The sequence below is a fragment of the Methylobacterium komagatae genome (assembly GCF_042661665.1).
Taxonomy (GTDB): Bacteria; Pseudomonadota; Alphaproteobacteria; order Rhizobiales; family Beijerinckiaceae; genus Methylobacterium; species Methylobacterium komagatae.
This window is the reverse complement of record NZ_JBHSWN010000001.1, coordinates 2,896,245-2,917,258: the sequence shown is the minus strand read 5'-3', so window position 1 is coordinate 2,917,258 and position 21,014 is coordinate 2,896,245. Positions and strand designations below refer to the sequence as shown.

Annotated in this window: 19 protein-coding genes and 2 pseudogenes; 16 read left to right on the top strand and 5 right to left on the bottom strand. The window is 67.1% G+C overall.

Features of this window, described 5'->3' with window-relative positions:
- Positions 1 to 275: 275 nt before the first annotated feature.
- The gene (locus ACFQE0_RS14430) at positions 276 to 551 is read left to right on the top strand and encodes a hypothetical protein (RefSeq protein WP_378970771.1); all 276 of its coding nucleotides are present in this window, start codon (positions 276 to 278) and stop codon (positions 549 to 551) included.
- A gap of 43 nt (positions 552 to 594) precedes the next feature.
- The gene (locus tag ACFQE0_RS14425) at positions 595 to 972 is read left to right on the top strand and encodes a hypothetical protein (RefSeq protein WP_378970768.1); all 378 of its coding nucleotides are present in this window, start codon (positions 595 to 597) and stop codon (positions 970 to 972) included.
- Positions 973 to 1,129: 157 nt separating this feature from the next.
- Here ACFQE0_RS14425 and ACFQE0_RS14420 read toward each other — a convergent pair whose 3' ends face one another.
- Together ACFQE0_RS14420 and ACFQE0_RS14415 are read right to left on the bottom strand one after the other, a co-directional pair.
- Positions 1,130 to 1,540 carry a hypothetical protein gene (locus tag ACFQE0_RS14420; RefSeq protein WP_378970766.1) on the bottom strand — a complete coding sequence of 137 codons (411 nt, stop codon included), beginning with the start codon at positions 1,538 to 1,540 and terminating at the stop codon, positions 1,130 to 1,132.
- A 224-nt stretch (positions 1,541 to 1,764) separates the two neighbouring features.
- Positions 1,765 to 3,036: pseudogene (locus ACFQE0_RS14415) on the bottom strand (flavin monoamine oxidase family protein).
- A gap of 155 nt (positions 3,037 to 3,191) precedes the next feature.
- On the opposite strand from ACFQE0_RS14415, the gene ACFQE0_RS14410 reads away from it, so the two are divergent.
- From ACFQE0_RS14410 to ACFQE0_RS14375, 8 genes are all read left to right on the top strand, one after another.
- A complete protein-coding gene (locus ACFQE0_RS14410; protein ID WP_378970764.1) occupies positions 3,192 to 3,791 on the top strand; it encodes a sensor histidine kinase in 600 nt (199 codons plus the stop codon).
- 493 nt (positions 3,792 to 4,284) lie between these two features.
- A complete protein-coding gene (locus ACFQE0_RS14405; RefSeq protein WP_378970762.1) occupies positions 4,285 to 5,403 on the top strand; it encodes a sensor histidine kinase in 1,119 nt (372 codons plus the stop codon).
- Between the two features lie 20 nt (positions 5,404 to 5,423).
- Positions 5,424 to 5,864, top strand: coding sequence for a response regulator (locus ACFQE0_RS14400; RefSeq protein ID WP_378970760.1), 441 nt, complete (start codon positions 5,424 to 5,426; stop codon positions 5,862 to 5,864).
- A gap of 1,276 nt (positions 5,865 to 7,140) precedes the next feature.
- Positions 7,141 to 8,784 (top strand): PAS domain-containing protein, encoded by a 1,644-nt coding sequence (locus tag ACFQE0_RS14395; protein WP_378970757.1) that lies wholly within the window; start codon positions 7,141 to 7,143, stop codon positions 8,782 to 8,784.
- Between the two features lie 2 nt (positions 8,785 to 8,786).
- Positions 8,787 to 9,179, top strand: a complete 393-nt coding sequence (locus ACFQE0_RS14390) for a response regulator (protein WP_378970755.1) — start codon at positions 8,787 to 8,789, stop codon at positions 9,177 to 9,179.
- A gap of 204 nt (positions 9,180 to 9,383) precedes the next feature.
- Complete coding sequence (locus ACFQE0_RS14385; protein WP_378970753.1) at positions 9,384 to 10,451, top strand: hypothetical protein; 1,068 nt, start codon at positions 9,384 to 9,386, stop codon at positions 10,449 to 10,451.
- A 12-nt stretch (positions 10,452 to 10,463) separates the two neighbouring features.
- Entirely contained in the window at positions 10,464 to 11,285 is an 822-nt protein-coding gene (locus ACFQE0_RS14380) for a mechanosensitive ion channel family protein (RefSeq protein WP_378970750.1), read from the top strand.
- 108 nt (positions 11,286 to 11,393) lie between these two features.
- Positions 11,394 to 12,410 carry a mechanosensitive ion channel family protein gene (locus ACFQE0_RS14375; RefSeq protein WP_378975480.1) on the top strand — a complete coding sequence of 339 codons (1,017 nt, stop codon included), beginning with the start codon at positions 11,394 to 11,396 and terminating at the stop codon, positions 12,408 to 12,410.
- Here the strand turns inward: ACFQE0_RS14375 and ACFQE0_RS14370 are convergent.
- The 3 genes from ACFQE0_RS14370 to ACFQE0_RS14360 form a co-directional block, all read right to left on the bottom strand.
- Complete coding sequence (locus tag ACFQE0_RS14370) at positions 12,404 to 13,846, bottom strand: carbohydrate porin (protein WP_378970747.1); 1,443 nt, start codon at positions 13,844 to 13,846, stop codon at positions 12,404 to 12,406. The genes ACFQE0_RS14375 and ACFQE0_RS14370 overlap by 7 nt on opposite strands.
- 222 nt (positions 13,847 to 14,068) lie before the next feature.
- Positions 14,069 to 14,320 (bottom strand): hypothetical protein, encoded by a 252-nt coding sequence (locus ACFQE0_RS14365; protein WP_378970745.1) that lies wholly within the window; start codon positions 14,318 to 14,320, stop codon positions 14,069 to 14,071.
- 26 nt (positions 14,321 to 14,346) lie between these two features.
- Positions 14,347 to 14,802 (bottom strand): PRC-barrel domain-containing protein, encoded by a 456-nt coding sequence (locus ACFQE0_RS14360; RefSeq protein ID WP_378970743.1) that lies wholly within the window; start codon positions 14,800 to 14,802, stop codon positions 14,347 to 14,349.
- Positions 14,803 to 15,111: 309 nt separating this feature from the next.
- Between ACFQE0_RS14360 and ACFQE0_RS14355 the strand changes: the two genes are divergently transcribed.
- The 6 genes and pseudogenes from ACFQE0_RS14355 (at position 15,112) to ACFQE0_RS14330 (ending at position 21,009) form a co-directional block, all read left to right on the top strand.
- Entirely contained in the window at positions 15,112 to 15,441 is a 330-nt protein-coding gene (locus tag ACFQE0_RS14355) for a hypothetical protein (protein WP_378970741.1), read from the top strand.
- 22 nt (positions 15,442 to 15,463) lie between these two features.
- Positions 15,464 to 16,531 (top strand): endonuclease/exonuclease/phosphatase family protein, encoded by a 1,068-nt coding sequence (locus ACFQE0_RS14350; RefSeq protein ID WP_378970738.1) that lies wholly within the window; start codon positions 15,464 to 15,466, stop codon positions 16,529 to 16,531.
- Between the two features lie 55 nt (positions 16,532 to 16,586).
- Positions 16,587 to 17,858 carry a cation:proton antiporter gene (locus ACFQE0_RS14345; protein ID WP_378970736.1) on the top strand — a complete coding sequence of 424 codons (1,272 nt, stop codon included), beginning with the start codon at positions 16,587 to 16,589 and terminating at the stop codon, positions 17,856 to 17,858.
- 967 nt (positions 17,859 to 18,825) lie between these two features.
- Entirely contained in the window at positions 18,826 to 19,248 is a 423-nt protein-coding gene (locus ACFQE0_RS14340; protein WP_378970734.1) for a MerR family transcriptional regulator, read from the top strand.
- A 108-nt stretch (positions 19,249 to 19,356) separates the two neighbouring features.
- Positions 19,357 to 20,316, top strand: a complete 960-nt coding sequence (locus tag ACFQE0_RS14335; RefSeq protein WP_378970731.1) for a cation diffusion facilitator family transporter — start codon at positions 19,357 to 19,359, stop codon at positions 20,314 to 20,316.
- 7 nt (positions 20,317 to 20,323) lie between these two features.
- Positions 20,324 to 21,009, top strand: a pseudogene (locus ACFQE0_RS14330) (ZIP family metal transporter).
- Positions 21,010 to 21,014 lie beyond the last annotated feature (5 nt).

The window sequence follows — 21,014 nt, the reverse complement described above, 5'->3', positions numbered from 1 at the left end:
CCGCCGCGGTGCCCGTCGAGGCTTTCCATCACCGGAGGCGTCGCATTGGAAATGTCGGTGGGGCTCGATGAGCAATGGCACCTAACGGGCTCGAGCCGCGCGATCGACGCGCATCGCGAACATGCTCGTCGTGTCGGTCGAGAGTTTTTCGGCCAGGGGGCCGGCATCGCCGGTGGCGAAGCTGGCCCAGGTCCATCAGCAACTCGCCAATCCGTCCTCTCCCGCGCCGAGTTAGCTGGGCCACCGATCCGCCGAACAGTAGGAAGAGACCGCCGATGAACCTTCGTATCCCCACCCTGGTGATACTCGCGCTCGCGTTCCCCCTGGCCGCAAGCCGCCCGTCCTCCGCGCAAGAGGGACCGGGGATGGAGGCCATGAGGGCGAGTTGCGGGGGCGACTACCTTCGCTTCTGCGCCGGGATGAGGCCGGACGGACCCGAAGTGAAAGCCTGCTTCAAGCGCAATCGCCCGAACCTGTCGGAGGAATGCTCGGAGGCCATCGTGGCATACGAGCGAACCCGTGCCGGATCGGACGGCGGGGCCGACCGCTGACCCACGCGACGGGCAGGCCGGCAGCCAACCCCGCGACCGACCGATGGTGCACGAGGGGTGCTGTCGCCATCGGCCCTATCTGACCTCGCAGGAGGAGGCGGTCGACGTCATGAACATCGTAAGAAAAACGATCTATGCCGCGTCGAACGGCGACCGTTGGTTCCTATGCGTCGGCGAGGAGCCGACGGACGTATTCGTCCTCCATGAGCCGAACGGTATCTCGGGCGGGAGGCCGTCCCGCATCGAACTCTCGATCTTCCTCTCCTCCGGCGCGGACTGCCCGGAAAGGCTCGTGCTACTCGGCGTGATCGGCTCGCTCGTCGCGGCCTCCAGCGCCACCGTGCCGGTGTCCCCGTCCGGTCCGGAACCCGGCGCGGCAGGAGCCGAATCGACACCCGGGGAGACGGTCTCATCGACCTGAAGGCGGCTTGTACTCGATGAACCCGGTTACGCGCATCGAAGTCCTGGTCAACGCCCTCGGGCTGCGCCCATACGCAAAACGGCGCCCGACAGTCTGTCGGGCGCCGTTCTGCTGGACGAGATGGGGCAGCCGCCGGGATGCCGCCCGAGGCGATGCCTCAGTATCCGTAGCCGTAAGCCGAATATCCGTAGCCATAGGCCGGAGCGTACCCATAGGCTGGCGCGTAGCCGTAGCCGCCGTAGTACCCGACCGGGCGGCCATAGCCGTAACCGTAGCCGCCGTACGAGTTCGCGACGATGGCGCCGGCTGCAAGGCCCGCGATCCCGAGGCCGATGGCCGCTCCAGGACCGATGCCGCGGCGATAGCCGTAGCCGCGATAGACGTAACCCCGTCCGTAGCCGCCGTAGCCGCCCCGGAACCCGACGCCGCGATATCCGCCGCCGTAGCCGTATCCGCCATGGCCGTAGCCGTAGCCACCGCCATAGCCCCAGCCGCGTGCCTCCGCCGGCGCCGATGCCAGAATTCCGAGACCGAACAGGGCCGTAGAAGCGAGTAAGATCTTACGCATTCGAAATCTCATGTCGCATGGGAATGGCATCTCAACAGCTCGGGGCTTGCGCCGTTCCAAGGCCATGTGCGGCACGGCACGGTGAGGCGCCTGTCCGATGGGAGACGGCCGCAGCATCGCCGTCGAGGGACTCCAGCCCGCAACCATGACGCCCGGACGGGAGCACCGCCCCTCCTGGACGGCGACTGCGCCATCCCAGGGGAACGAGGTCACCATCTGGCCGGTCAAGCCGCGAACGGAGGATCCCGCCTATCGAGGACATGGCTGTTCCGAAGGGCAGCCAAGGCCTCATCGGCGGCGCGTTGCCCGCTATCGTGGGCACCGTGGGCGGTCGTGAAGTCGAATGGGTGCGTCGCCTCGCCAGCGAAGAACAGCCTGTTCTCGAAAGGCTGCGCCAAGCGCGAACGCGCCTGCGAGCGACCCGGAAGCGCGCAGCTATACGCACCGCCAATGGACGCCATCCGGCTCCACGAGGTCGCCGCGAGCAAACGGATCGCCGACGCTACGTCACTGCCGAACAAGGCGACCAACTGTGACGTCACGAAGGAGAAGCCGGCGGCCGGGCCATCCTCGTCCAGGATGCCTGCCCCCTCACCACCGAGGAAGGCCTCGATCACCGGCCACCCGTTCGGCCGGATGGAATAGGCCGCCGACCTCGGGTCCCTCAGGTCGCCGTAGGCGTCCGAGTCCGGCCCGAACGCGCTGTCGCTTCCGATCTCCAGAAAGATCTTCTCGTTGCGCCCGAGGGGAAGGGCGGCCGCCGCTTCCCGCCAGGGGTCGATGCCGGGGGAAGGCGGATCGCGTCGCCAGCCAGAACCGCGGTCGAGACCGTGAGGACGGCGGCCTTGGCGCGGATGGCACCCGCGCGAGTGATCACCTCGACGCCGTCCACGGTTAGATCGATCCGTTCGGCGGACGTGGCCAACCGGACGGTGGCAGAGGCTGGCAGGCTGGCGGCAACCAGGGTGCCGTAGCCGAGCGGCAGGTTCCAGTTCCTGCCCGTCGAGGCGTCGTCGCACGTTAGGTAGTCGGTCGCCGAGATGCGTTCCGGCGCGGCTCCGTTCATGAACCCTACGTTGGCCCGGATATAGCCGTTCCAGGGGCCTTCGGGCTGAAGGGCATCCTTTACCCGGTCGGTGCCCGGGACAACGGCGCGGAGCCGTTCCTCCCAGTCGCCATAGGCCTTCCACGCCGCCTCTTGGTCGTTCTCGTCGTCGGCCAGGGAGGGATGCGCCTTCGCCCATGGCGGGTCGTCCCGGTCGACAGGGAACCCGGACGCCTCGGCGATGCCGACTCATGCGTTGCGGTCGCCCGAGTGGAGCCACTCGCAGCCTAGGTCGAGCGGGTACCCTTCGAGATCCTATGTGAACGCTCGTCCGCCGAGTTGGGATGGTGCCTCAAACAACAGCACCGCCTTCCCGTATGCCGCGAGCCGCCGTGCCGCGCCATTGCCGGCGGCGCCTCCCTACGATGATGACGTCAAACTCGCTGGCCATGTGGCTGTAGGTCAGGCCAGCCATTGGGTGCGACAAGCAATGAGGCTTGCGGTGGGCCGCATCGTTCAAGACTATTGGGTGCTTCCTGGACTTACAGGCTGAGCTGCTGGGGCGTCCGCTTCGGAGAACGCGCCGCAGTTGGCTGCACGGCCGCAATGGGCGCGAAGCCGAATGTCCGGTTCTGCGCGCGATGGCGATCCATCGTGACGGAGTCTGGCCGAAAGCGGAACGACCGCTTTGGAGAGGGCGAACCAGAAAAGCGGACGGCCTCCTATCGACCCAACCGCCTGATCGCGCTCGGCAAGTCGCACGATCTGCTGCTGGGTGGTTCCTTGTCGAAGGCTCCCCTGAGGAGCGTGATCGAGAACGCCGTGGAAATTCATCAGGACCGGCTGGACCGGTTCGTGATCGACGGACCTCTGATCATGATCGGCTCCAGGGCGGCGCTGTCGCTCGCGCTGATGCTGCACGAACTGGCGACCAATGCCGCTAAGTATGGCGCGCTCTCGAACGCGAGCGGTCGCGTCACCATCGATTGGCAGATTGACGGCGACGGCGAGGATGCGTCGGTCACAGTGCGGTGGGCCGAGGCGGGCGGCCCGCCGGTCGAAGCACCGACCCGGACTGGGTTCGGCACGCGGCTGATCGCGCGCGGTCTCGCGGGGAGTTTCGATGGGGAGGTGGATTTGCGTTACCCGCCAACGGGGGTCGTCTGCACGATCGTTGCTCCGCAGCGCGGGCTGATGACAAGCTAGGCGGAGATCCCATGCACCGGATCGGTCCGAGCGATTGCCCGGGCTTACTCATCCGAGCCGCGGCGATCGCCATCATCGAGCGCGCACGCGTGGACGCGTAACGCCGCCAGAACGTCCATCTCGCGCCGGAGCGCTCGATAGGCTCCGTCGATTGCAGATCGGGACATAGACTGTTCGATCAGCGCGTGCGCATGGGCCCCCGCCCGTGCTTCCGCGGCGATGATGGCCACTGTGATAGCGAGTCGTTGCTGTCGGGATATTATCATGGAGGCCGCGGGAGGGTACGACGGACGCCGCCGATAGACGGACGATTGCGCGCGTTCAATCCCCGTCCATGCCGCAGACTTCGACGGGAACAACTGTCATGAATCATGCATTTGTCCGTCCACGTCGCGAGCTGGGCGGTGGTATTTTGTAAACACGATCCGACCCGGCGGTTCGTCGGTGCCATCTTCCAAAGCCCGGACCAAACCTACCTCCAAGGGTCGCTTCAGTGTCGAATTCGCGGCAGCCGCTTCAATCTGCCCCCGCCGCCAGCACCCCTCTCGCGAGCCTCAGGCGCGGTGCCGACCAGCTCTTCGAGACTGAACGGCGCCTCAATGCCGTTCTCGACAACGCGTCGGTCTCAATCTTTTTGATGGATGACCGTCAGCACTGCATCTACATGAACCGCGCCGCTGAGCTGCTGACCGGCTGGACGCTGGGCGAGGTCCTCGCACGCGACTGCCCACTGCACGACATCGTCCATCACACCTACCCGGACGGACGGCCGTTCCCGCTGGCCGAGTGCGCGATCGACCGTGCTTTCCCCGAGAACAACCAGGAGCGTGGCGAGGAAGTGTTCGTTCACCGGAACGGGCATTTCTATCCCGTTGGCTTCACCGCCAGCCCGATCCGGGACGATGCCGCCAACATCATCGGCACGATCATCGAGGTGCGGGACATCAGTGAGGAGAAGGCCGCGGCCCAGCGTCAGCACCTGCTGATCAACGAGCTGAATCACCGCGTCAAAAATACACTGGCGACGGTGCAGTCGATCGCCGCGCAGACCTTCCGCGGGCAGACCGATCAGGCCGCCCGCGCCGTGTTCGATGCCCGGATGGCTGCCTTGTCGACCGCCCATAACGTGCTGGTCGAGGACAACTGGGAAAGCGCCAGCCTTCGCAGCGTGATCGAGCGTGCGCTGGCCCCCCACCGTCTGGCCGAGATCGACGTCAACCGCTTCCGCCTGGAGGGACCGGACACGCGGTTGCATCCGAAGGTGGCGGTGACATTGGCGATGGCGTTGCACGAGCTGATGACGAATGCCACCAAGTACGGAGCCCTGTCGGTGGCTGCGGGTCGCGTGGTCGTGACGTGGTCTCTGCACGACCAGGAGGACAGCCGTCAGCAACTCGACCTGCGCTGGGAAGAGCTGGACGGCCCGTCCGTAGTGCCGCCGACCCACAAGGGGTTCGGCTCTCGTCTGATCGAACGGCAGTTGCCGATGGAGTTCGACGGCAGCGCCACGATCACCTATGCGCCGGGTGGAGTGATTTGCGTTCTTGACATTCCACTCACGCCTTTGGGCTGGATCGGTCAGGAGACGGTGAAAGAGCAGGCCGCCCGATGAGTTCGTTGGCGGGACGCCGGGTGTTGCTCGTCGAGGACGAGAGCCTCGTCGCTATGAACGTCGAGGATATGCTGCTCGATCTCGGATGTGAGGTTGTGCTGGCGATGCGCCTCGACAAGGCACTCGCGTATGCCTCCAGCGAGCCGTTCGATCTGGCCGTTCTGGACGTCAACCTGGGCGACGCGCGCAGCTATCCCGTTGCCGACCTGCTATTCGAGCGTTGTACGCCATTCCTGTTTGCCACCGGCTACGGTCGGCAGGGGCTGGAGGGGGCCTACCGGAAGGTGCCGGTTTTGCAGAAACCCTATCAGGCTGGACCGCTGGAGCATCTGTTGATCCATTTGCTGACCTGCGAGGTGCCGGCACGAAAGGATAATCTAGAGCTGCGCGTGGCGTGCGCATGTCAGGATCCTGGATGTCCTGAAGGCAGTGGATCGTTCCGAGCGGATCCGGGACGGTGAGCGGCCCAACCAGCCTGCCGCACCCGGGACAATCCCTCATCGCTCGGAGGACGGATCTGACATCGCGAGGTCCGCTTCGATGCTCTGCCGTCCGAAAGCGAACGGCCAGACATCCTGAGCAATCACAGTGAGCAGTAGGACCTGCGCAATCTTGTGATGTGCATCAACCAATCGGTTGTGCCAATTCGATTTTGCCGATTTCGTCGGTAACGCCTGCGCTGGTGCCTCTCAACCCCTCGATCCGCTGGCGTAGGCGTCTGCAACGCTCGGAGGCGATCATCCACATGATCCCGCCCGCACTGGACCAATCATCGCGTGTCAGGCTCGCCAACCAGTATCGATGAGCCTGCACTGGGTGCCCGGATGTACCGTGTATTCAGCCTCAGCGGAGATGGGAAGGTGGGAGAGAGCTACACGATCCAGGCGCAAAGTGATGATGAAGCGAAGGCCATCGCCTCGACGCTCCCCAATGGCCATGGCATCGATCTATGGGAGCGCGCCCGTTACTTGGCCAGCTACCCCCTCAAAGCGCGTCATATCCCAAGCCATAGCCGCCGAGACCCTCGGGCCTGGAGCTGCGTTCGAAGTCAGCCCGGCATCATGAAAGCGCGCCGAGCGATGTCCGCTTCATCGCCTTTTCTACTCTGAAGCACACTGGCCGAAATCCACCCGTTCCCGACACAGGGCCGAGATCCGCCGTCGCCTTCAAGTTCTATAGGAAGTCGTAACGGCACGTTCGAGAGCCGGTACGTTGGAGCACGAGCCGATCTTGCTACCTATGTCCGCGAGCCACCGGTCCGCCGTCGAACGACGATATCCGACGCTTCTCCCGTGCCTCGGGACGCCAAGGAGTTGAGATCCCGATCAGCGCGGGCAACCGTCTGGCACCCGCGATACATCCGGAAGGCACGGTTCCGGTCGCCGCGGCGAGGTGAACGCCGCACCCGAACGGGTCGGGGCTGCGACATCGTCCGCAGGGACCGGCTCCCCACGGGGTCAATCGTTTGGCTTCCACCGAACCTCGCATGCGCAAGGAATCCAGCGTGCCTTATCCGCCTACTACGAAAGGACATCTCCCGGCCTTTGCTATGTCACAATCATTGCCGCTTTGAGATTTGCCCGGCGCCTTTCGTCGTGCCCCTGCGGGAACACGACCATTTCGGCCCTCGTCCTCTCCCACCTCCGCGCCGGCGTCGTCGCCAGCCCACCCCCGGTCTTTCCGAGGTACGGCATTGCCACCGCGGCAGTCCTCGCCGTCGCACTATTGCGCTACGCGTTGTTCGCCGAGTTCGCGCCTTGGTTCCTGTTCACCCCCGCCATCGTGGCGGTCACCCTGCTTCTCGGTGGCGGAGCCGGGATGTGGGCGACGCTCCTCTCGACCCTCTGCGCCGGCTTCGTGCTCCTCGACGTTCCCCCGGTCGGCATTCTCTCGCCGACACAGTGGGCCGCGTCCGGGATCTACGCCGCGACCACGTCCGGGCTCGTCGGGGTCGTCGTCGCCCTCAGGCAGGCATTGCGGGACTCGGATGCCGCACGGGAAAACTTGGTGCGGGCCGCCGCGGACGCGGCTGAGCGCGAGGGTTTCCTCGCTGGCGTGTTGGGGAGCTCGACCGATTGCATCAAGGTGCTCGACCTGGACGGCAAACTGACCTTCATGAGCGAGGGCGGCCAGCGGGTGATGGAGGTCAGCGACTTCAATGCCATTTCCGGCTGCCCCTGGCCCGACTTTTGGGCCGGTAGCGGCCATGCCGAGGCGGTCGCGGCGGTGCAGGGCGCGCGCGAGGGGCGGTCGGCCAGCTTCGTGGGTTGTGCCAGCACCATGATGGGCACGCCGAAGTGGTGGCACGTCGCGGTCAGCCCCATCCCCGGCCGGGACGCGAAACCGCAACGCATCCTGTCCGTCTCGCGCGACATCACCGCGTTGCGCGAGAGCGAGGAGGAGCGCGACCGCTTCGTCCGGCTGGCCGAGAACAGCACCGACTTCATCGGCATGGCCCACGTCGACGGACGCGTGTTCTACATGAACGACGCCGCACGGCGGCTCGTCGGTTTGGAGGCGGCGGACGTCACGACAATCGCCATCCCGGATTTCTTCCCGCCCGAGGATGCCGCCGCGGTGGCCGGGGAGGTCCTACCGGCGGTGCAGCGGGATGGTCACTGGGCCGGCGAACTGCGCTTCCGCCATTTCGGGACGGGCGAGCTCATCCCCGTCCTCTACTCGGTCTTCCCCGTCACCGACCCCGACGGCAGGACGCTCGGCTACGGCACAGTCACCCGCGACTTCCGGGCCCGCAAGCGGGCCGAGGACGACATGCGGATGATGAACGGCGAACTGGCGCACCGGCTGAAGAACGTGCTGGCCGTCGTGCAGTCGGTCGCGCACCAGACCTTGCGCAACGCCGTCGACATACCGTCCGCCAGCCAAAGCCTGTCCGCGCGCCTCGTGGCGCTGGGGGCGGCCACCGACGTGCTGACGGGCGGCTCCTGGCGCTCGGCAGACCTTCGGGTGCTTGCGGAACACGCCCTGGCACCCCACGGCGAGCTCGGGACACGCATCCTCCTCGACGGACCTCCGGTCGCCTTGCAGCCCCAGGTGGCCGTGGCCCTGGCCCTCGCACTGCATGAACTCGCCACCAACGCGGCCAAGTATGGCGCCTTGTCGAACGATTCGGGGCGCGTCGACCTGTCCTGGCGGGTTGACGGGACGGGACCGGTAGCCAGGTTCAAGCTGGCTTGGCGTGAGCACGGCGGGCCGCAGGTCTCGGAGCCGACGCGGCGCGGGTTCGGTTCGACCCTGATCGACCGCTCGCTGCGTTCGTATTTCGGGGGAACGGCGGCAACCGAATTCCACCCGGAGGGCTTGAGGTTCACGCTGGAGGCACGCGCCTGTGACGCGGTCCTCGTCGAGGAGAACGCGTAGCGGTGGGTCAGAGCACGCCTATCGGATCGAAGACGGTCCTCGTGGTCGAGGACGAGGCGCTACTGCGCTTCGACATCGTCGACTTCTTCGAGGAGCGGGGATGGCGGGTGTTCGAGGCCGGGAATTCCGAGGAGGCCATCGCAATCCTCGACCGGCACGGGGAGATCCGCGTCGTGCTGACCGACGTGCAGATGCCGGGCGACATGGACGGCCTGAAGCTAGCCCATTACGTGCGCGAGCGGTTTCCCCCCACGCTCTTGTTCGTGGTCTCGGATCAGGCGCCGGTCACCCGCGAGGCACTGCCTGCCCGGGCCACCTTCCTGCCCAAGCCCTTCGACTTGCACCGGGTGCTCCGCCAGATCGACCGTAGCGAGGTCCACGTACCACGGACGTAAGGCACCACGTCGAGTGAATGCCGATACCGTTAGTTCCCCGCCGCAACGAACCGCAAGCGTTCGCGTTGTCCGGCCTCGGCAAGGAGGGTCGGACGTATAGTGGATGCGGAGGAGGCGGAGCACCTTATACCCCTTGAGGACGCCGAACGGCCCCAACTCCCGCGGGAAGAGGCCGCCCGTCGCTACGTCGGCCGGCTACTGGCGTTGTTCCAACGTAAGAAGTCCGAGCCGTTCATCGCCGACGACAAGCTCCACCGTGCGACCCTGCGCCGGCTCGACGAGGTCGTCGCCCCTCCCGCCTGCGGCACGGTCCTCGCCGAGATCGACGCGACGGTCGAGGCATGGCTGGCGACCCTGCCTTCAGCCCCGCACATCCTGACCGTCGTGCTGCCACCCTGCGACGAGAACGCGGTGGTTGAGACCTGGGCCCGGCAGGCGGGTCACCAAGTGCTGCCGCCGCCGTCGCGACAGGATCTCGTTGCCCCGGAAGAGACCGTCCGGCCCGACCTCGGGGGAACCGGCATCCTGGTCGTTCCCCGACTGGAGGACTGGTTCCTGCGCCACCGCGACGGCTTGCGCACCGTCCGGGCGCTGCTGTCCGCCCTGGACGCGGTGGACCGCCCCGTGGTCGTGGGCTGCAACGGTTGGGCGTGGGCGTTCCTCGCCAAGTCGGCCGGCGCGGGCGCGCTGCTGCCCGACCCTGTCACCGTCCGACCGTTCGACGCCGCGAGGCTGCACGGATGGTTCGTCAGCCTTGCCAAGGCCGAGGCGACCGGCTCCATGCGGTTCCGGCTGCCCTCGACCGGCGAGGACGTCCTCGCCGTGGATGAACAGGACACGCCGCGCAGCGATTACCTGCGCAGGCTCGCCGGGCGAAGTCTCGGCATTCCGTGGGTCGCGTGGCACCTTTGGCGCCGCAGCCTGCGCACGGGCGATGACGAGACCGTCGCGGATGACGCGCGGGCGGTCGTCACGGATGGCGATGCCAGCGAACAAACGATGTGGGTGGCGGCGCTCGACGAGTACCTGCTGCCGGGGACCGGCGACGACGCGACGCTGCACGTCCTGCACGCGCTGTTGGTCCACGGGGCACTGACGGCGGCTGAACTCGCGCTCGTTCTCCCCGGGGTGGGGGGATTCGACATGATCCCGGTGCTGGTCAGGTCGGGGTTCGTGGAACGGCGGGGCGAGTACCTCGTCTGTCGAGCGGCAGCCTACCCGGCGATCCGGGACGGGTTGGAAGCCGCGGGCTTCCCGATGGGTCGGGTCTGAGCGGGGAACGGCATGGCGACGGCGGGTGACGCCCAGGCGGGCAGCATGCAACTGGTCCATAACCTCCAGGACATCCGGTTCTGGGAGATCGGCCTGATCGTCGCGGGCACCTGGGCGGCGATCTGGCTGGTGCGGGCAACCTTCCCGTACCTCGCCGAGCGCGGGCCGAGCCGGCTTCGACTTTACCTGCTGGCCGCCGTTCCCATCGCCAGGCTCGCCCTGATGGTGTTCGCGGTCGCCTGGATCGTCCCGCTGGTCTTCAACGTCACGCTGCAGAACTTCGTCGTCATCGCCGGTGCGGCGAGCGTGGCCATCGGCTTCGCGTTCAAGGACTATGTCAGCAGCCTGATCGCCGGGGTGGTGGCGCTCGTCGAGCGGCCCTATCGCCCCGGGGACTGGGTCAAGGTCGGATCGGACTACGGAGAGGTGCGCGACGTCGGCCTGCGCGCCATCGTGCTCCAGACGCCCGACGACAACGCGGTGACCGTGCCCCATTCGGTCATCTGGTCGGACCGGGTGACCAACTCGAACGACGGCGCCCAGACCCTCCAGTGCGTCGCCGACTTCTACCTGCTGCCGCGCCACGACGCGGCCCTCGTCCGTTCGCTGCTGGAGGACGTGGCGTTGACCAGCCCGTACCTCAGCTACGCCAAGCCGGTCCGGGTGGTCCTGCACGAGGAGCCGTGGGGAACGCATTACAAGCTCCGGGCCTACCCCTTCGATATGCGCGACCAGTTCGCCTTCGTCAGCGACCTCACCGTGCGGGGCAAACTGGCCATCGCCGATGCCGGGGCGGTCGAGGCCGTGGCCGTCACCCCGGCGAACGTGACCTGAACCCCGGGGCACGGACTTCCCGCTTCGCTCGTTCGGACCGGATGGCTCGGTCCGGGCGGGAGCGATGCCTACCCGCCGTCCGTGGGACGGCAATCATGACGACTGTTGATGGAGGCCAGCGCGTTGCACTTCTTCGGGATCGATTGGGTCGGCGTGAACGCCGAGAACGGACGCAAGCTCATCCTGTCCGTCGTGTTCATCGCGGTCATCGTCGGCGGTAGCCTCGGGCTGCGGGCCCTCGTCGGGCTGGTGCTGTCGCGTTCGGACCATGCCAGCGTACAGACGCGGTTCTGGACGCGCCAGGGCGTCAGCCTCCTCGCGGCCGCCCTGCTCATCCTCGGCCTGATGTCGATCTGGTTCGACGACCCGACCCGGCTTGCCACCGCCTTCGGCCTCGTCTCGGCGGGGCTGGCCTTCGCCCTGCAGCAGGTGATCACCTCGCTCGCCGGCTACTTCGTCATCCTGCGCGGCGCGACCTTCACGGTGGGCGACCGCATCTCGATGGGCGGCGTACGCGGTGACGTCATGCGCCTGGGCTTCATCCAGACGACGATCATGGAGATGGGCCAGCCACCCTCCGTCCAGGGCGCCGAGCCCGCGATGTGGGTGCGCAGCCGCCAGTTCACAGGGCGCATCGTGACCGTGAGCAACGCGAAGATCTTCTCCGACCCGGTCTACAACTACACCCGCGACTTCCCCTTCATCTGGGAGGAGATCGCCATCCCGGTCAGCTACTCGGACGACCGGGCCAGGGCCGAGGCCATCCTCCTCGACGCCGCGCGCCGGCATGCCATCGACCCAGCCATGATGGCCGCCGATGCGAAGGCACGGCTGGAGGCACGGTTCGGCGTCGAGCCACTCGACCTCGAACCTCGGGTGTTCTGGCGCATCACGGACAACTGGCTCGAACTCAGCGTCCGCTTCATCCTCGGCACCCACCAGATCCGGGGGACCAAGGACGCGATGAGCCGGGACATCCTGGCGGGCTTCGACGCGGCCGGGATCGGCATCGCCTCGGCAACCTACGACATCGTCGGGCTGCCGCCGGTGCGACTGGCCGACCGTGGGGGCCGGGGCAAGGTTCCCGATGCAACCCCACCCGGTCCGCAGGTGCCGGGTCAGTAGCGGACGGTCGTACGCAACCCCATGACGAGGGCATCGCCGATCCGCGCGAATCCCGGCGCGAACGGGTCCTGGATGCCGCCGCCCGGGCGGACGATGTACTGGACGGTCGGCTGCAGTACCCACCCCGGCACGATCCGGGCCTGGTAGGTCGCCTCCAGGGCGATTTCCGAGGAGCGGACGGGGTAGGCTTGTCCAAGGAACCGCGCCACGTCCCTGTCGAGGGCGACGGCTGGGCCCGAGATCCGGGCGTAGGCGACCGCCGCCCCGAACGTGTCGAAGGGTCGGCCCGGCACCAGACCGCTGACGCTGACGCCCGCGTCGGCGTACAGGTCGATAAGGTTGCGGTCGGACGGGCTGAGCGACACGCGGCCGAACACCCCGACGCCCGCGTCCGGCCGGTCGGGCGGGCGGTACACCAGTTGGTCGAGGATCAGGTACATGCCGCCGTCGCCACGCAGGCGTCGCGGTACGCCCGTCCCCGCGGGGTCGGCGAGCGACAAACCGTCCGGGCCGAAGCGCAGGTCGTTGAAACGACCGGAATGTGTCCAGGCGCCGATCTTGGCCGTCCCCGGCAGGTGGTCCGCGGCCTTGCCATAGTCGAGCACTGCCTCCGCGATGGCGAACGGCGGGTCCTGCACACGGAAGGCCAGGCCCGTGGCGTCGATGCGCTGGGGCTCGCCGATGCCGCTGCCGGCGGGATTGCCGTTGAACACCGCCGCGCGCATCCGGAAGGTTTCGCTCGGCCGCCACTCGACGCGTGCGCCGGGGGTGGCGAGCACGAAGGCCGGCCCACCACTCGGAAGGTTGGCGCTGGTGATGCCGGGCCAGGAGAAAGTCGCGTTGACGAACAGGCCGGCGTATCGGCTGCGCAGGAACTCGGAGTCCGCCGCGAGTTGCCCGACGCGCACGGAACCGGCGTCGCCGGGGAACTTGTGTTCTACGTAGACCTCGAACAGGCGGGTCGAGGCGAGGGCCTCGATGCCCGACACCACCAAAAGGTTGTCGAGGTGGAAGGTCGACAGGCCGCGCCCGTGGATCTGGTAGCCGTTGGCATGCAGCACCGTTCGGTCCAGGCCGACCAGCCGCTCCAGGTCGGCTGTGACCTGCAGGTCGAGCCGTCCCTCATAGAGGACGCCGCGCTTCACCCCACCGGAGGCATTGCCGAGCACCTCGCCGATGTAGTCGAGCGTGTAAGTTATCCCGTGGCGCGCCAGGAACGCGCGCATGCCCCCCGGGTCGGCGTATGGGCCGAGCGAGGTGGCCACCGACGGCGCCCCGCGGGCATTGTAGGGCGTATCCGAGAAGGTCGCCTCGGCCGGCAATTCGCGTGCGTCGCCGGCGTCGAGACTACTAGAGCGAGGGTCGTCCGGTGCCGCAAGTCCGGTCGCCGGAAGCAAGGCATACAGCAGGCACACGACGGACAGGCGGCGCTGCATCCCTCTCACCGAACTCGGTCCCGCGCCTCCCGGACCCCGACCGGACCCCGACCGGACCTTACCGTCCGGAAGCCCTGATGACGAGGCGTCAAAACCCGACGGCACGCGAACCGGACGTCGCCGTATCTCCCTACCCTGGCGGAGTGATCGGAAAATCTTCAGTGGATACCGTCGGCGGCCCAGGGGTCCGTTCGATCCCCCTGGGCCGCTCGGATCGAGGGTTTAGCGGAGGGGACCGCCTGTGGTCCCGCCATACTGCTGGCCGCGGGCTCCGCGCGACGGCATCGCGGCATTGCCACGGCTGGCCGAACCCTGGCGCATCCGGTGGCGGCGATGCATGCGCACCTGCACGAGGTCGGCGTTCGCCGGGGCGGTCACACCTGCGGCGTTCATGGGCAGTGCGATCGAAGGCATGGTCGAGGCGGCGAGGCCCAGGCCGGCCAGGAGCGCCGAGGCGAAAAGGGTGTTCTTCATGATCGGGTTTCCTTTGCCGGGCGGGTTCAGCTCTTCTTCTTCGAATAGGTGAACTTCGGTGCGTTCTTCAGCGTGTCCTTGTCGGTGTCGGCGTGGACGGCCCACTTGCCGTCCTTGTCGCTGATGGCCAGCGTCGACGGGTCGAGGACGACGTAGCTCTCGCCCATGCCGAGGAAGCCTCCGACGCTGACGACGACGCCGGTCACCGTCTTGCCGTTCTCGATCACGAGATCCTCGACCTCGCCGACGCTCTCGTTCTTGTTGTTGTAGACGGTCGTGCCGATCAGCTTGGACGACATCACGTCGGCCGGCTTCACGGTCACGTACTTGAGCTTCACCGTCGCGGTGTCGGCCATCTTCATTCCGGTGCCCATGTCGGTGGCCGCCGGCATCGCGGTGGCGGGCGCCGGGGTCGTCTGGGCGAGGGCCGGGAACGCCACGCACGACAAGGCGAGCGCGCCCAGGAGGATGTGCTTCGACATGATGTTCTTCCGTAGGTGGAAAGGCGATGGTTCCGGGTTCGGTGACCGACGCTCATCGCCGAGTCCCGCCCGACCACGCGGTTCGGGGTCCAGAACGTGCGGCCTTCAGAAACGTTCAGCAAAAACTGTCGGCCGTCTTTCGGTCCCATCATGATGTCGTCGGCTCGACCGTTTCGGTGCCGCCCCCTCAATCCATAACCATCCGGTTGCGCGCCCCCCATCCGCGACCTGGCAGGAACAAAGGCGTGGGTCCGAGCTTCAAGGTCGACGCCGCCACAACCCTCGATCCAGCCGAAAGCGCCGAGACCGATGATGATCCGTTCTTCCGACGAACACGCCGACCGGCGCGGCAGACACCTCGGCGCCCTCGCCCTGGCCCTGGGAATGCCCCTTTCGACCCCGGCATTCGCGCAGACCGTCGGAAGCGCCATCGACCAACCGACCGCCGGAACGCTGCCCCCGGGGACGTCTACGGTGAAGGGTGGTGCCGACGTCGGTGACCGGAGTGGCAGCCAAGTAGCCCCACCGAGCGCGATCCAGTCGTCCACGGACGTGATGCAGGGTGGCGGAACGGTCCAGGGCAAGACCCAGAGCGGGACGACGGACCCGATCAAGCATCTCCCGAAGGACATGCGGTAGACGTGCCGGTACCGGAGGTGTCGTGACGACGTATGCCCGCCGTGGCCTCCTGCTGCTTGCCCTCGTCCTCGCCGCAGCCAGCCTGATCCCGCTGGTACCGACCGAATGGTGGGCGGTGCGGCTGCTGGATTTTCCGCGCCTACCACTCGCCTTCGCGCTGGCCGGGGCCTTTCTCGCCCTGGTACCCTTCCTACGCCGTAACCCCGGGTCGACCGCGACGGCACTCGGCGTGGTCGCCTCCGCGCTCGTCGTCGACATCTGGATTCTGTGGCCTTACCTGCCCACCCCGTCGCCGCAAGCCGTCGCCTGCCCGGTCGAGCGCAAGCTGTCGGTGCTGGTCGCGAACGTGCAGTTGGGCAACCGGAAGGCAAGGCCCTTGGTCGAGACCGTCGAGCGCGAGCGGCCCGACCTCTTCCTGGCGATGGAGACGGACGCTTGGTGGGACGAGTCCCTGAAACCCCTGCGTTCGTCGATGCCCTATGCCCTGCAGCGGATCACGGGGTCGTATTACGGCATCCACCTCCTCTCGCGCCTTCCGCTGGTGAACGGTGAGGTGCGCCACCTCGCCGGGCAGGACACGCCGACCGTGGTGACCGGCGTCACCCTTCGAACCGGGGAGGTGGTCGACTTCATCGGCCTCCACCCGAAGCCACCGATGCCTTGGCAATCGGCCCGCGGTCGCGACGCCCAACTTTACGCGGCGGCGGTCGTGTTGCGTGAACGGGTCGAGGCGGGCGTCATCGCCGGCGATCTCAACGCCACGCCCTGGGAGATCGCGGTCGAGCGCATGAGGAGGCTGTCAGGGCTGATCGACCCACGCCGCGACCGAGGCTACGTCGCCACCTGGAACGCCCATTCGTCGTTGTGGCGCTGGCCGCTCGACCACGTCTTCCACGAGGGTGGCTTCGCGACGGTTTCGGTCGAACGTCTCGACGCCTTCGGCTCGGACCACTTCCCCTATCTCGTACGCCTTTGCCGACGGTCGGGCGACGGACCCGCGGCGGAGACCCCGCGGGAAGCCGGCGACGTCGCCGCCGCGAACGCCGTCCTCTCCGCCGCCGGCGCGACCGAACGCGTCCAAGCGCGTTGAGCCACCTCATCGAAAGGCCCCCCGCGTCCTCCCGCGGCCCGGGCGGGGGACACCCGTGATTTCCTTCTTCGACCTCGCCGCCCTGCTGCTGACCCTGTCGGCGCTGTTCGGCTGGCTCAACCGCCGCTTCCTCAGGATGCCTCACACCATAGGCCTGCTGGTGATGGGGTTGCTCGCCTCGCTCGCCCTCGTGGGGCTCGACGTCGTCTTCCCCGCGCAGCACCTCTACCAGGACCTGACGCGGGTCCTGGGGCAGGTCGACTTCACCGACGTGGTGATGAACGGCATGCTGGCCTTCCTGCTGTTCGCCGGTGCCATGAGCCTGGACCTGCGGGCGCTACGCGACCGGGCGGGGGCGGTGGCGACGCTCGCCCTGGTCGGCACGCTGATCTCCACCGCCATCGTCGGGGGCGCGTTCTGGTTCGCGGCCGACCTGCTGGGCCAGCCCATCCCGCTCGCCTGGGCCCTCGTGTTCGGCGCGCTGATCAGCCCGACCGACCCCGTGGCGGTGCTGGCCACCCTCAAGAACGTGCGGGTGCCGGAGGCGCTTGAGGTCGAGATGCAGGGCGAGGCGCTGTTCAACGACGGCATCGGCATCGTGCTGTTCACCGTCCTCGTCGCGTTCGCCTCCGGCTCGGGCGGGGAAGCCACGAGCGCCGGCGGCGTCACCCGCCTCCTCCTGCAGGAAGCCGGCGGCGGGCTCGTCCTCGGCGTGGTGACCGGCTACGTCGCCTACCGGGCCATGCGCGCCATCGACGACTTCCCGGTCGAGGTGCTGATCACCCTCGCGCTCGTCGCCGGCACCTACGCGCTCGCCCAGAAGCTGCACTTCAGCGGGCCGCTCGCGGTGGTCGCGGCGGGAATGCTCGTCGGCGACCGCGCGCCGCGCGACGCGATGAGCGACGAGACGCAGGGTTACGTCGAGTCCCTCTGGACGCTGATCGACGAGGTGCTGAACTCGGTCCTTTTCCTGCTCATCGGTCTGGAGGTGCTGGTCCTGCGCTTCGAGGTCGGTGGCTTGGTCCTGGCCGCCTGCGCCGTTCCCATCGTACTGCTTGCCCGCTTGGTCGCCGTCTCGACCCCGCTGCTCGCATTCCGCTGGGGCGGCAACCTCTCCCCGCGCAACGTACCGTTCCTGACCTGGGCCGGGGTGCGCGGCGGCATCTCCGTGGCGCTGGCCCTGTCGGTCCCCGCGAGCGACGCCAAGCCGGCCATCCTGGCGGCGACTTATGCGGTGGTGCTTTTCACCATCGTCGTCCAGGGCTCGACGCTGGGCTTGGTGGCGCGGCGGACCCTCGGGTCCCCTCCGCACCGGCAGGCTGCCTGATGCCTTCGGCAGGATGACCGGACATCCTGGGACCAAACGGCATGTTCCTGAACCATCACGACTCGTTCGCCTCGGGACGGTCCGACGCCCTCGCCAAGGCCTGCGGGCAACCGGGAATGGCCTTGCGCGGCCTGCCCCAGCGCTCCCGTTGATATACTATGTCGGATCATGCGGGAGTCGTTGGTGCTGGTTTCTCGGGCGATCATCACCATCACTCGCCGCACCATCCCCGGGCACACAATGCGATCGCCCGGGCGCACTATCACGACGTTGCTGGCATCAGGCTCGCGGCGCGCAAAGCTTCGGTCGTACCGCCAAAATTCTCCGGCGCCGTCTCCGGGAAGAGACCGGTCAACCTGCAGATACTCGCCCGGGCGAGGTTGGAGGCAATGCCCTCCAACACCTCGCCGACGAGAATATAAAGACGACGGTCGCTGCGTCCTCGGTTGACCTGACGACGGTCACGCCGACCGCGACGATTGTCATTAGCGTCTCATTGCGAAAAGGCGTCCCACACCGGGCTGCTAAGGCGGGACGGCGGGCGACCGACATTGGGCCGACCGTCATAGTTGAGGGAAAAGCCAAGGGGTCGGTCGCCGGAGCCTCATGCCACAACGCGTAAACCACTACGAAATCTTTGCGATCCTCGCCGACTTCCCTGCCTCCGGGTCCTCGGCGCAGTAGCCGAGCCCGCGCACAGCCGCTTTGATGGGGCGGACGTCGGTCTCTGAATTATGCCGGACGGGAAGCTCTCCATCACGATTGATACCTTCACCCACTGAATGTCGAGCAGCGCCGCATGGTGGTCTTCGCCTTCGCCGTGCAGGAAGCGCCCTCATGACATACGCTTTGAAGATAGTTGGCAGAGTTTCGGTCCGTACCGGCATCGCTACGTCATTCACGACGGGTACCTTCCATCCTTTCGGAAATCGCTCTACTTCCTCCCGCAACCGTAGGAGTATGCGCCGTGAAGCCCATTGCCATTGGGGAATTGTCGCGGCGCACCGCGGTGAAAGTGACGACGATCCGATTTTATGAAGAGCGGGGTCTGCTACCGAAACCGGTTCGTACCGACGCAAACCGTCGCACCTACGAGGAAGCCGACGTGCGTCGCCTGCAATTCATCCGACACGCGCGCGAGTTAGGCTTCGAGGTCAAAGACATCCTGACGTTGCTTGACCTCTCCGCTCATCCCGAGCGTCCATGCGACCAAGCCGATGCAGTCGCCCGCAAACACTTGTCAAATATCGATGATCGGCTCGCGCGGCTGAACGGCCTCAGGCAGGAGGTCCAGGCCATGCTCGACCAATGTTTGGGCGGCCCCGTCCGGGAATGCCGCATCATCGAGGTGCTGGCCAACCATGGCGAGTGTCTGCACGACCAGCACTGAGTGGCCATTCAGGTGTTCACTTGCTTCTCCAGCGGCTAGAGGAAGTAGGAGCCGCCCCATTCGACTCGTGCTGCCCCTCGGCCGCAGCGAGCCGCACCTGGAGCGGAGATGATGGGACACCACGACCATTCCGATCACGGACATTCCCATGACCACGGCGGAGACGCCCATGGGCCGGGTCACCTCCATGCGCCCGCGAGCTTCGGCAAGGCCTTCGCCCTTGGCATCACATTGAACGTCGGGTTCGTGGCCGTTGAGGCCGCCTATGGTTTGCTCGCCAACTCAGTGGCGTTGCTAGCGGATGCCGGCCACAACCTGTCTGACGTGCTCGGGCTTATCGTCGCCTGGGCTGCAACGGTCTTGGCGAAGCGCGCGCCGACGTCGCGATATACCTACGGGATGAAGGGCTCGTCGATCCTAGCGGCGCTGTTCAACGCCGTGTTCCTGCTCGTGGCCGTCGGGGCCATCGCGTGGGAAGCGGTCCAACGCTTCGGCGAGCCAGCCCCGGTCGCTGGCAAGACCGTGATGGTGGTGGCCGCGGTCGGCATCGCCGTCAACGGCGTGACCGCTTGGCTGTTTGCGTCCGGCGCCAAGGGCGACATCAACATCAAGGGTGCCTTCCTACATATGGCGGCGGACACGGCGGTCTCCGCGGGGGTGGTCCTCGCCGGCCTCGTCATCATCTACACCGGTTGGGCTTGGCTCGATCCGGTGGTCAGCCTCGGCATCGTGGCCGTGATCGTCTGGAGCACCTGGGGGTTGCTGCATGACAGCTTGAAGCTATCGCTCGCGGCGGTGCCGCCCGGTATCGATCCCGATGCCGTCCGCCGTCACCTAGGGGGGCTACCTGGAGTAGCGGAGCTGCACGACCTCCACATCTGGCCAATGAGTACCACCGAGACCGCCCTGACGTCACACCTCGTCATTCCGGGCGGGCATCCCGGGGACGCCTTCCTGATGCAGGCGGCACACGACCTGCGGGAGAAGTTCGGGATCGGCCACACCACCCTGCAGGTCGAAACAAGCGCCGACAACGCGTGCGCCCTTGCCCCGGACCATGTGGTCTGAGGCCATGATGCAGGCGTGGGCCTACACTCTGATCCCCGCCGCGGCCGCCATCGCCGGCGCCGCGGTCGCGGTCAACCTGCGGCCGGGACCCGTCCTGGTCAGCGCCATTCAGCACTTCGCGGCCGGCGTCGTCTTCGCGGCGGCGGCGGGCGAGATCCTGCCCGATCTGAAGCATGCGGGCTCGGCCGGGGCGACACTCGTCGGCGGGGGGCTAGGGGTCGCGGCCATGCTGGCCGTGCGCAACCTTGAGAAGCGGGTCAACGGCCCGGTCGGGCTGATGGCGGTGACGGGCGTCGACATCCTCGTGGACGGCTTGGTCCTGGGCATCGCCTTCGCCGCGGGCGCCAAGGCCGGAATCCTGCTTACCGTCGCCCTTACCATCGAGGTGCTGTTCCTGGGCCTGACCGTCGCAAACGAGCCGGCGAGGGCGGTGCGTCGAAGTGGAAGGTGGTCGGCTCGACCGCAGGGCTCGTACTTCTCCTGCCGCTCGGGGCCTTGATGGGCGGCCCGGTCGGCTCGATGCCCGCTCCCGTCCAGGGCGGCTTCCTCGCCTTCGGCCTGATCGCGCTCCTCTACCTCGTCACAGAGGAGCTTCTCGTCGAGGCGCACACGACCGAGGACCGACCCTGGGTCACGGCGATGTTCTTCGCGGGCTTCCTGCTGCTGCTCCTCCTCGACGAGATGGTCGGCTAGAGGAA

Excerpts from the sequence above, each read along its gene's own strand:
- ACFQE0_RS14420 (WP_378970766.1), bottom strand. The coding sequence starts at position 1,540 with ATGCGTAAGATCTTACTCGCTTCTACGGCCCTGTTCGGTCTCGGAATT.
- ACFQE0_RS14360 (WP_378970743.1), bottom strand. The coding sequence starts at position 14,802 with ATGTCGAAGCACATCCTCCTGGGCGCGCTCGCCTTGTCGTGCGTGGCG.
- ACFQE0_RS14430 (WP_378970771.1), top strand. The coding sequence starts at position 276 with ATGAACCTTCGTATCCCCACCCTGGTGATACTCGCGCTCGCGTTCCCC.
- ACFQE0_RS14335 (WP_378970731.1), top strand. The coding sequence starts at position 19,357 with ATGATGGGACACCACGACCATTCCGATCACGGACATTCCCATGACCAC.
- ACFQE0_RS14410 (WP_378970764.1), top strand. The coding sequence starts at position 3,192 with ATGGGCGCGAAGCCGAATGTCCGGTTCTGCGCGCGATGGCGATCCATC.
- ACFQE0_RS14365 (WP_378970745.1), bottom strand. The coding sequence starts at position 14,320 with ATGAAGAACACCCTTTTCGCCTCGGCGCTCCTGGCCGGCCTGGGCCTC.
- ACFQE0_RS14355 (WP_378970741.1), top strand. The coding sequence starts at position 15,112 with ATGATGATCCGTTCTTCCGACGAACACGCCGACCGGCGCGGCAGACAC.
- ACFQE0_RS14380 (WP_378970750.1), top strand. The coding sequence starts at position 10,464 with ATGGCGACGGCGGGTGACGCCCAGGCGGGCAGCATGCAACTGGTCCAT.
- ACFQE0_RS14375 (WP_378975480.1), top strand. The coding sequence starts at position 11,394 with ATGGAGGCCAGCGCGTTGCACTTCTTCGGGATCGATTGGGTCGGCGTG.
- ACFQE0_RS14370 (WP_378970747.1), bottom strand. The coding sequence starts at position 13,846 with ATGCAGCGCCGCCTGTCCGTCGTGTGCCTGCTGTATGCCTTGCTTCCG.
- ACFQE0_RS14425 (WP_378970768.1), top strand. The coding sequence starts at position 595 with ATGGTGCACGAGGGGTGCTGTCGCCATCGGCCCTATCTGACCTCGCAG.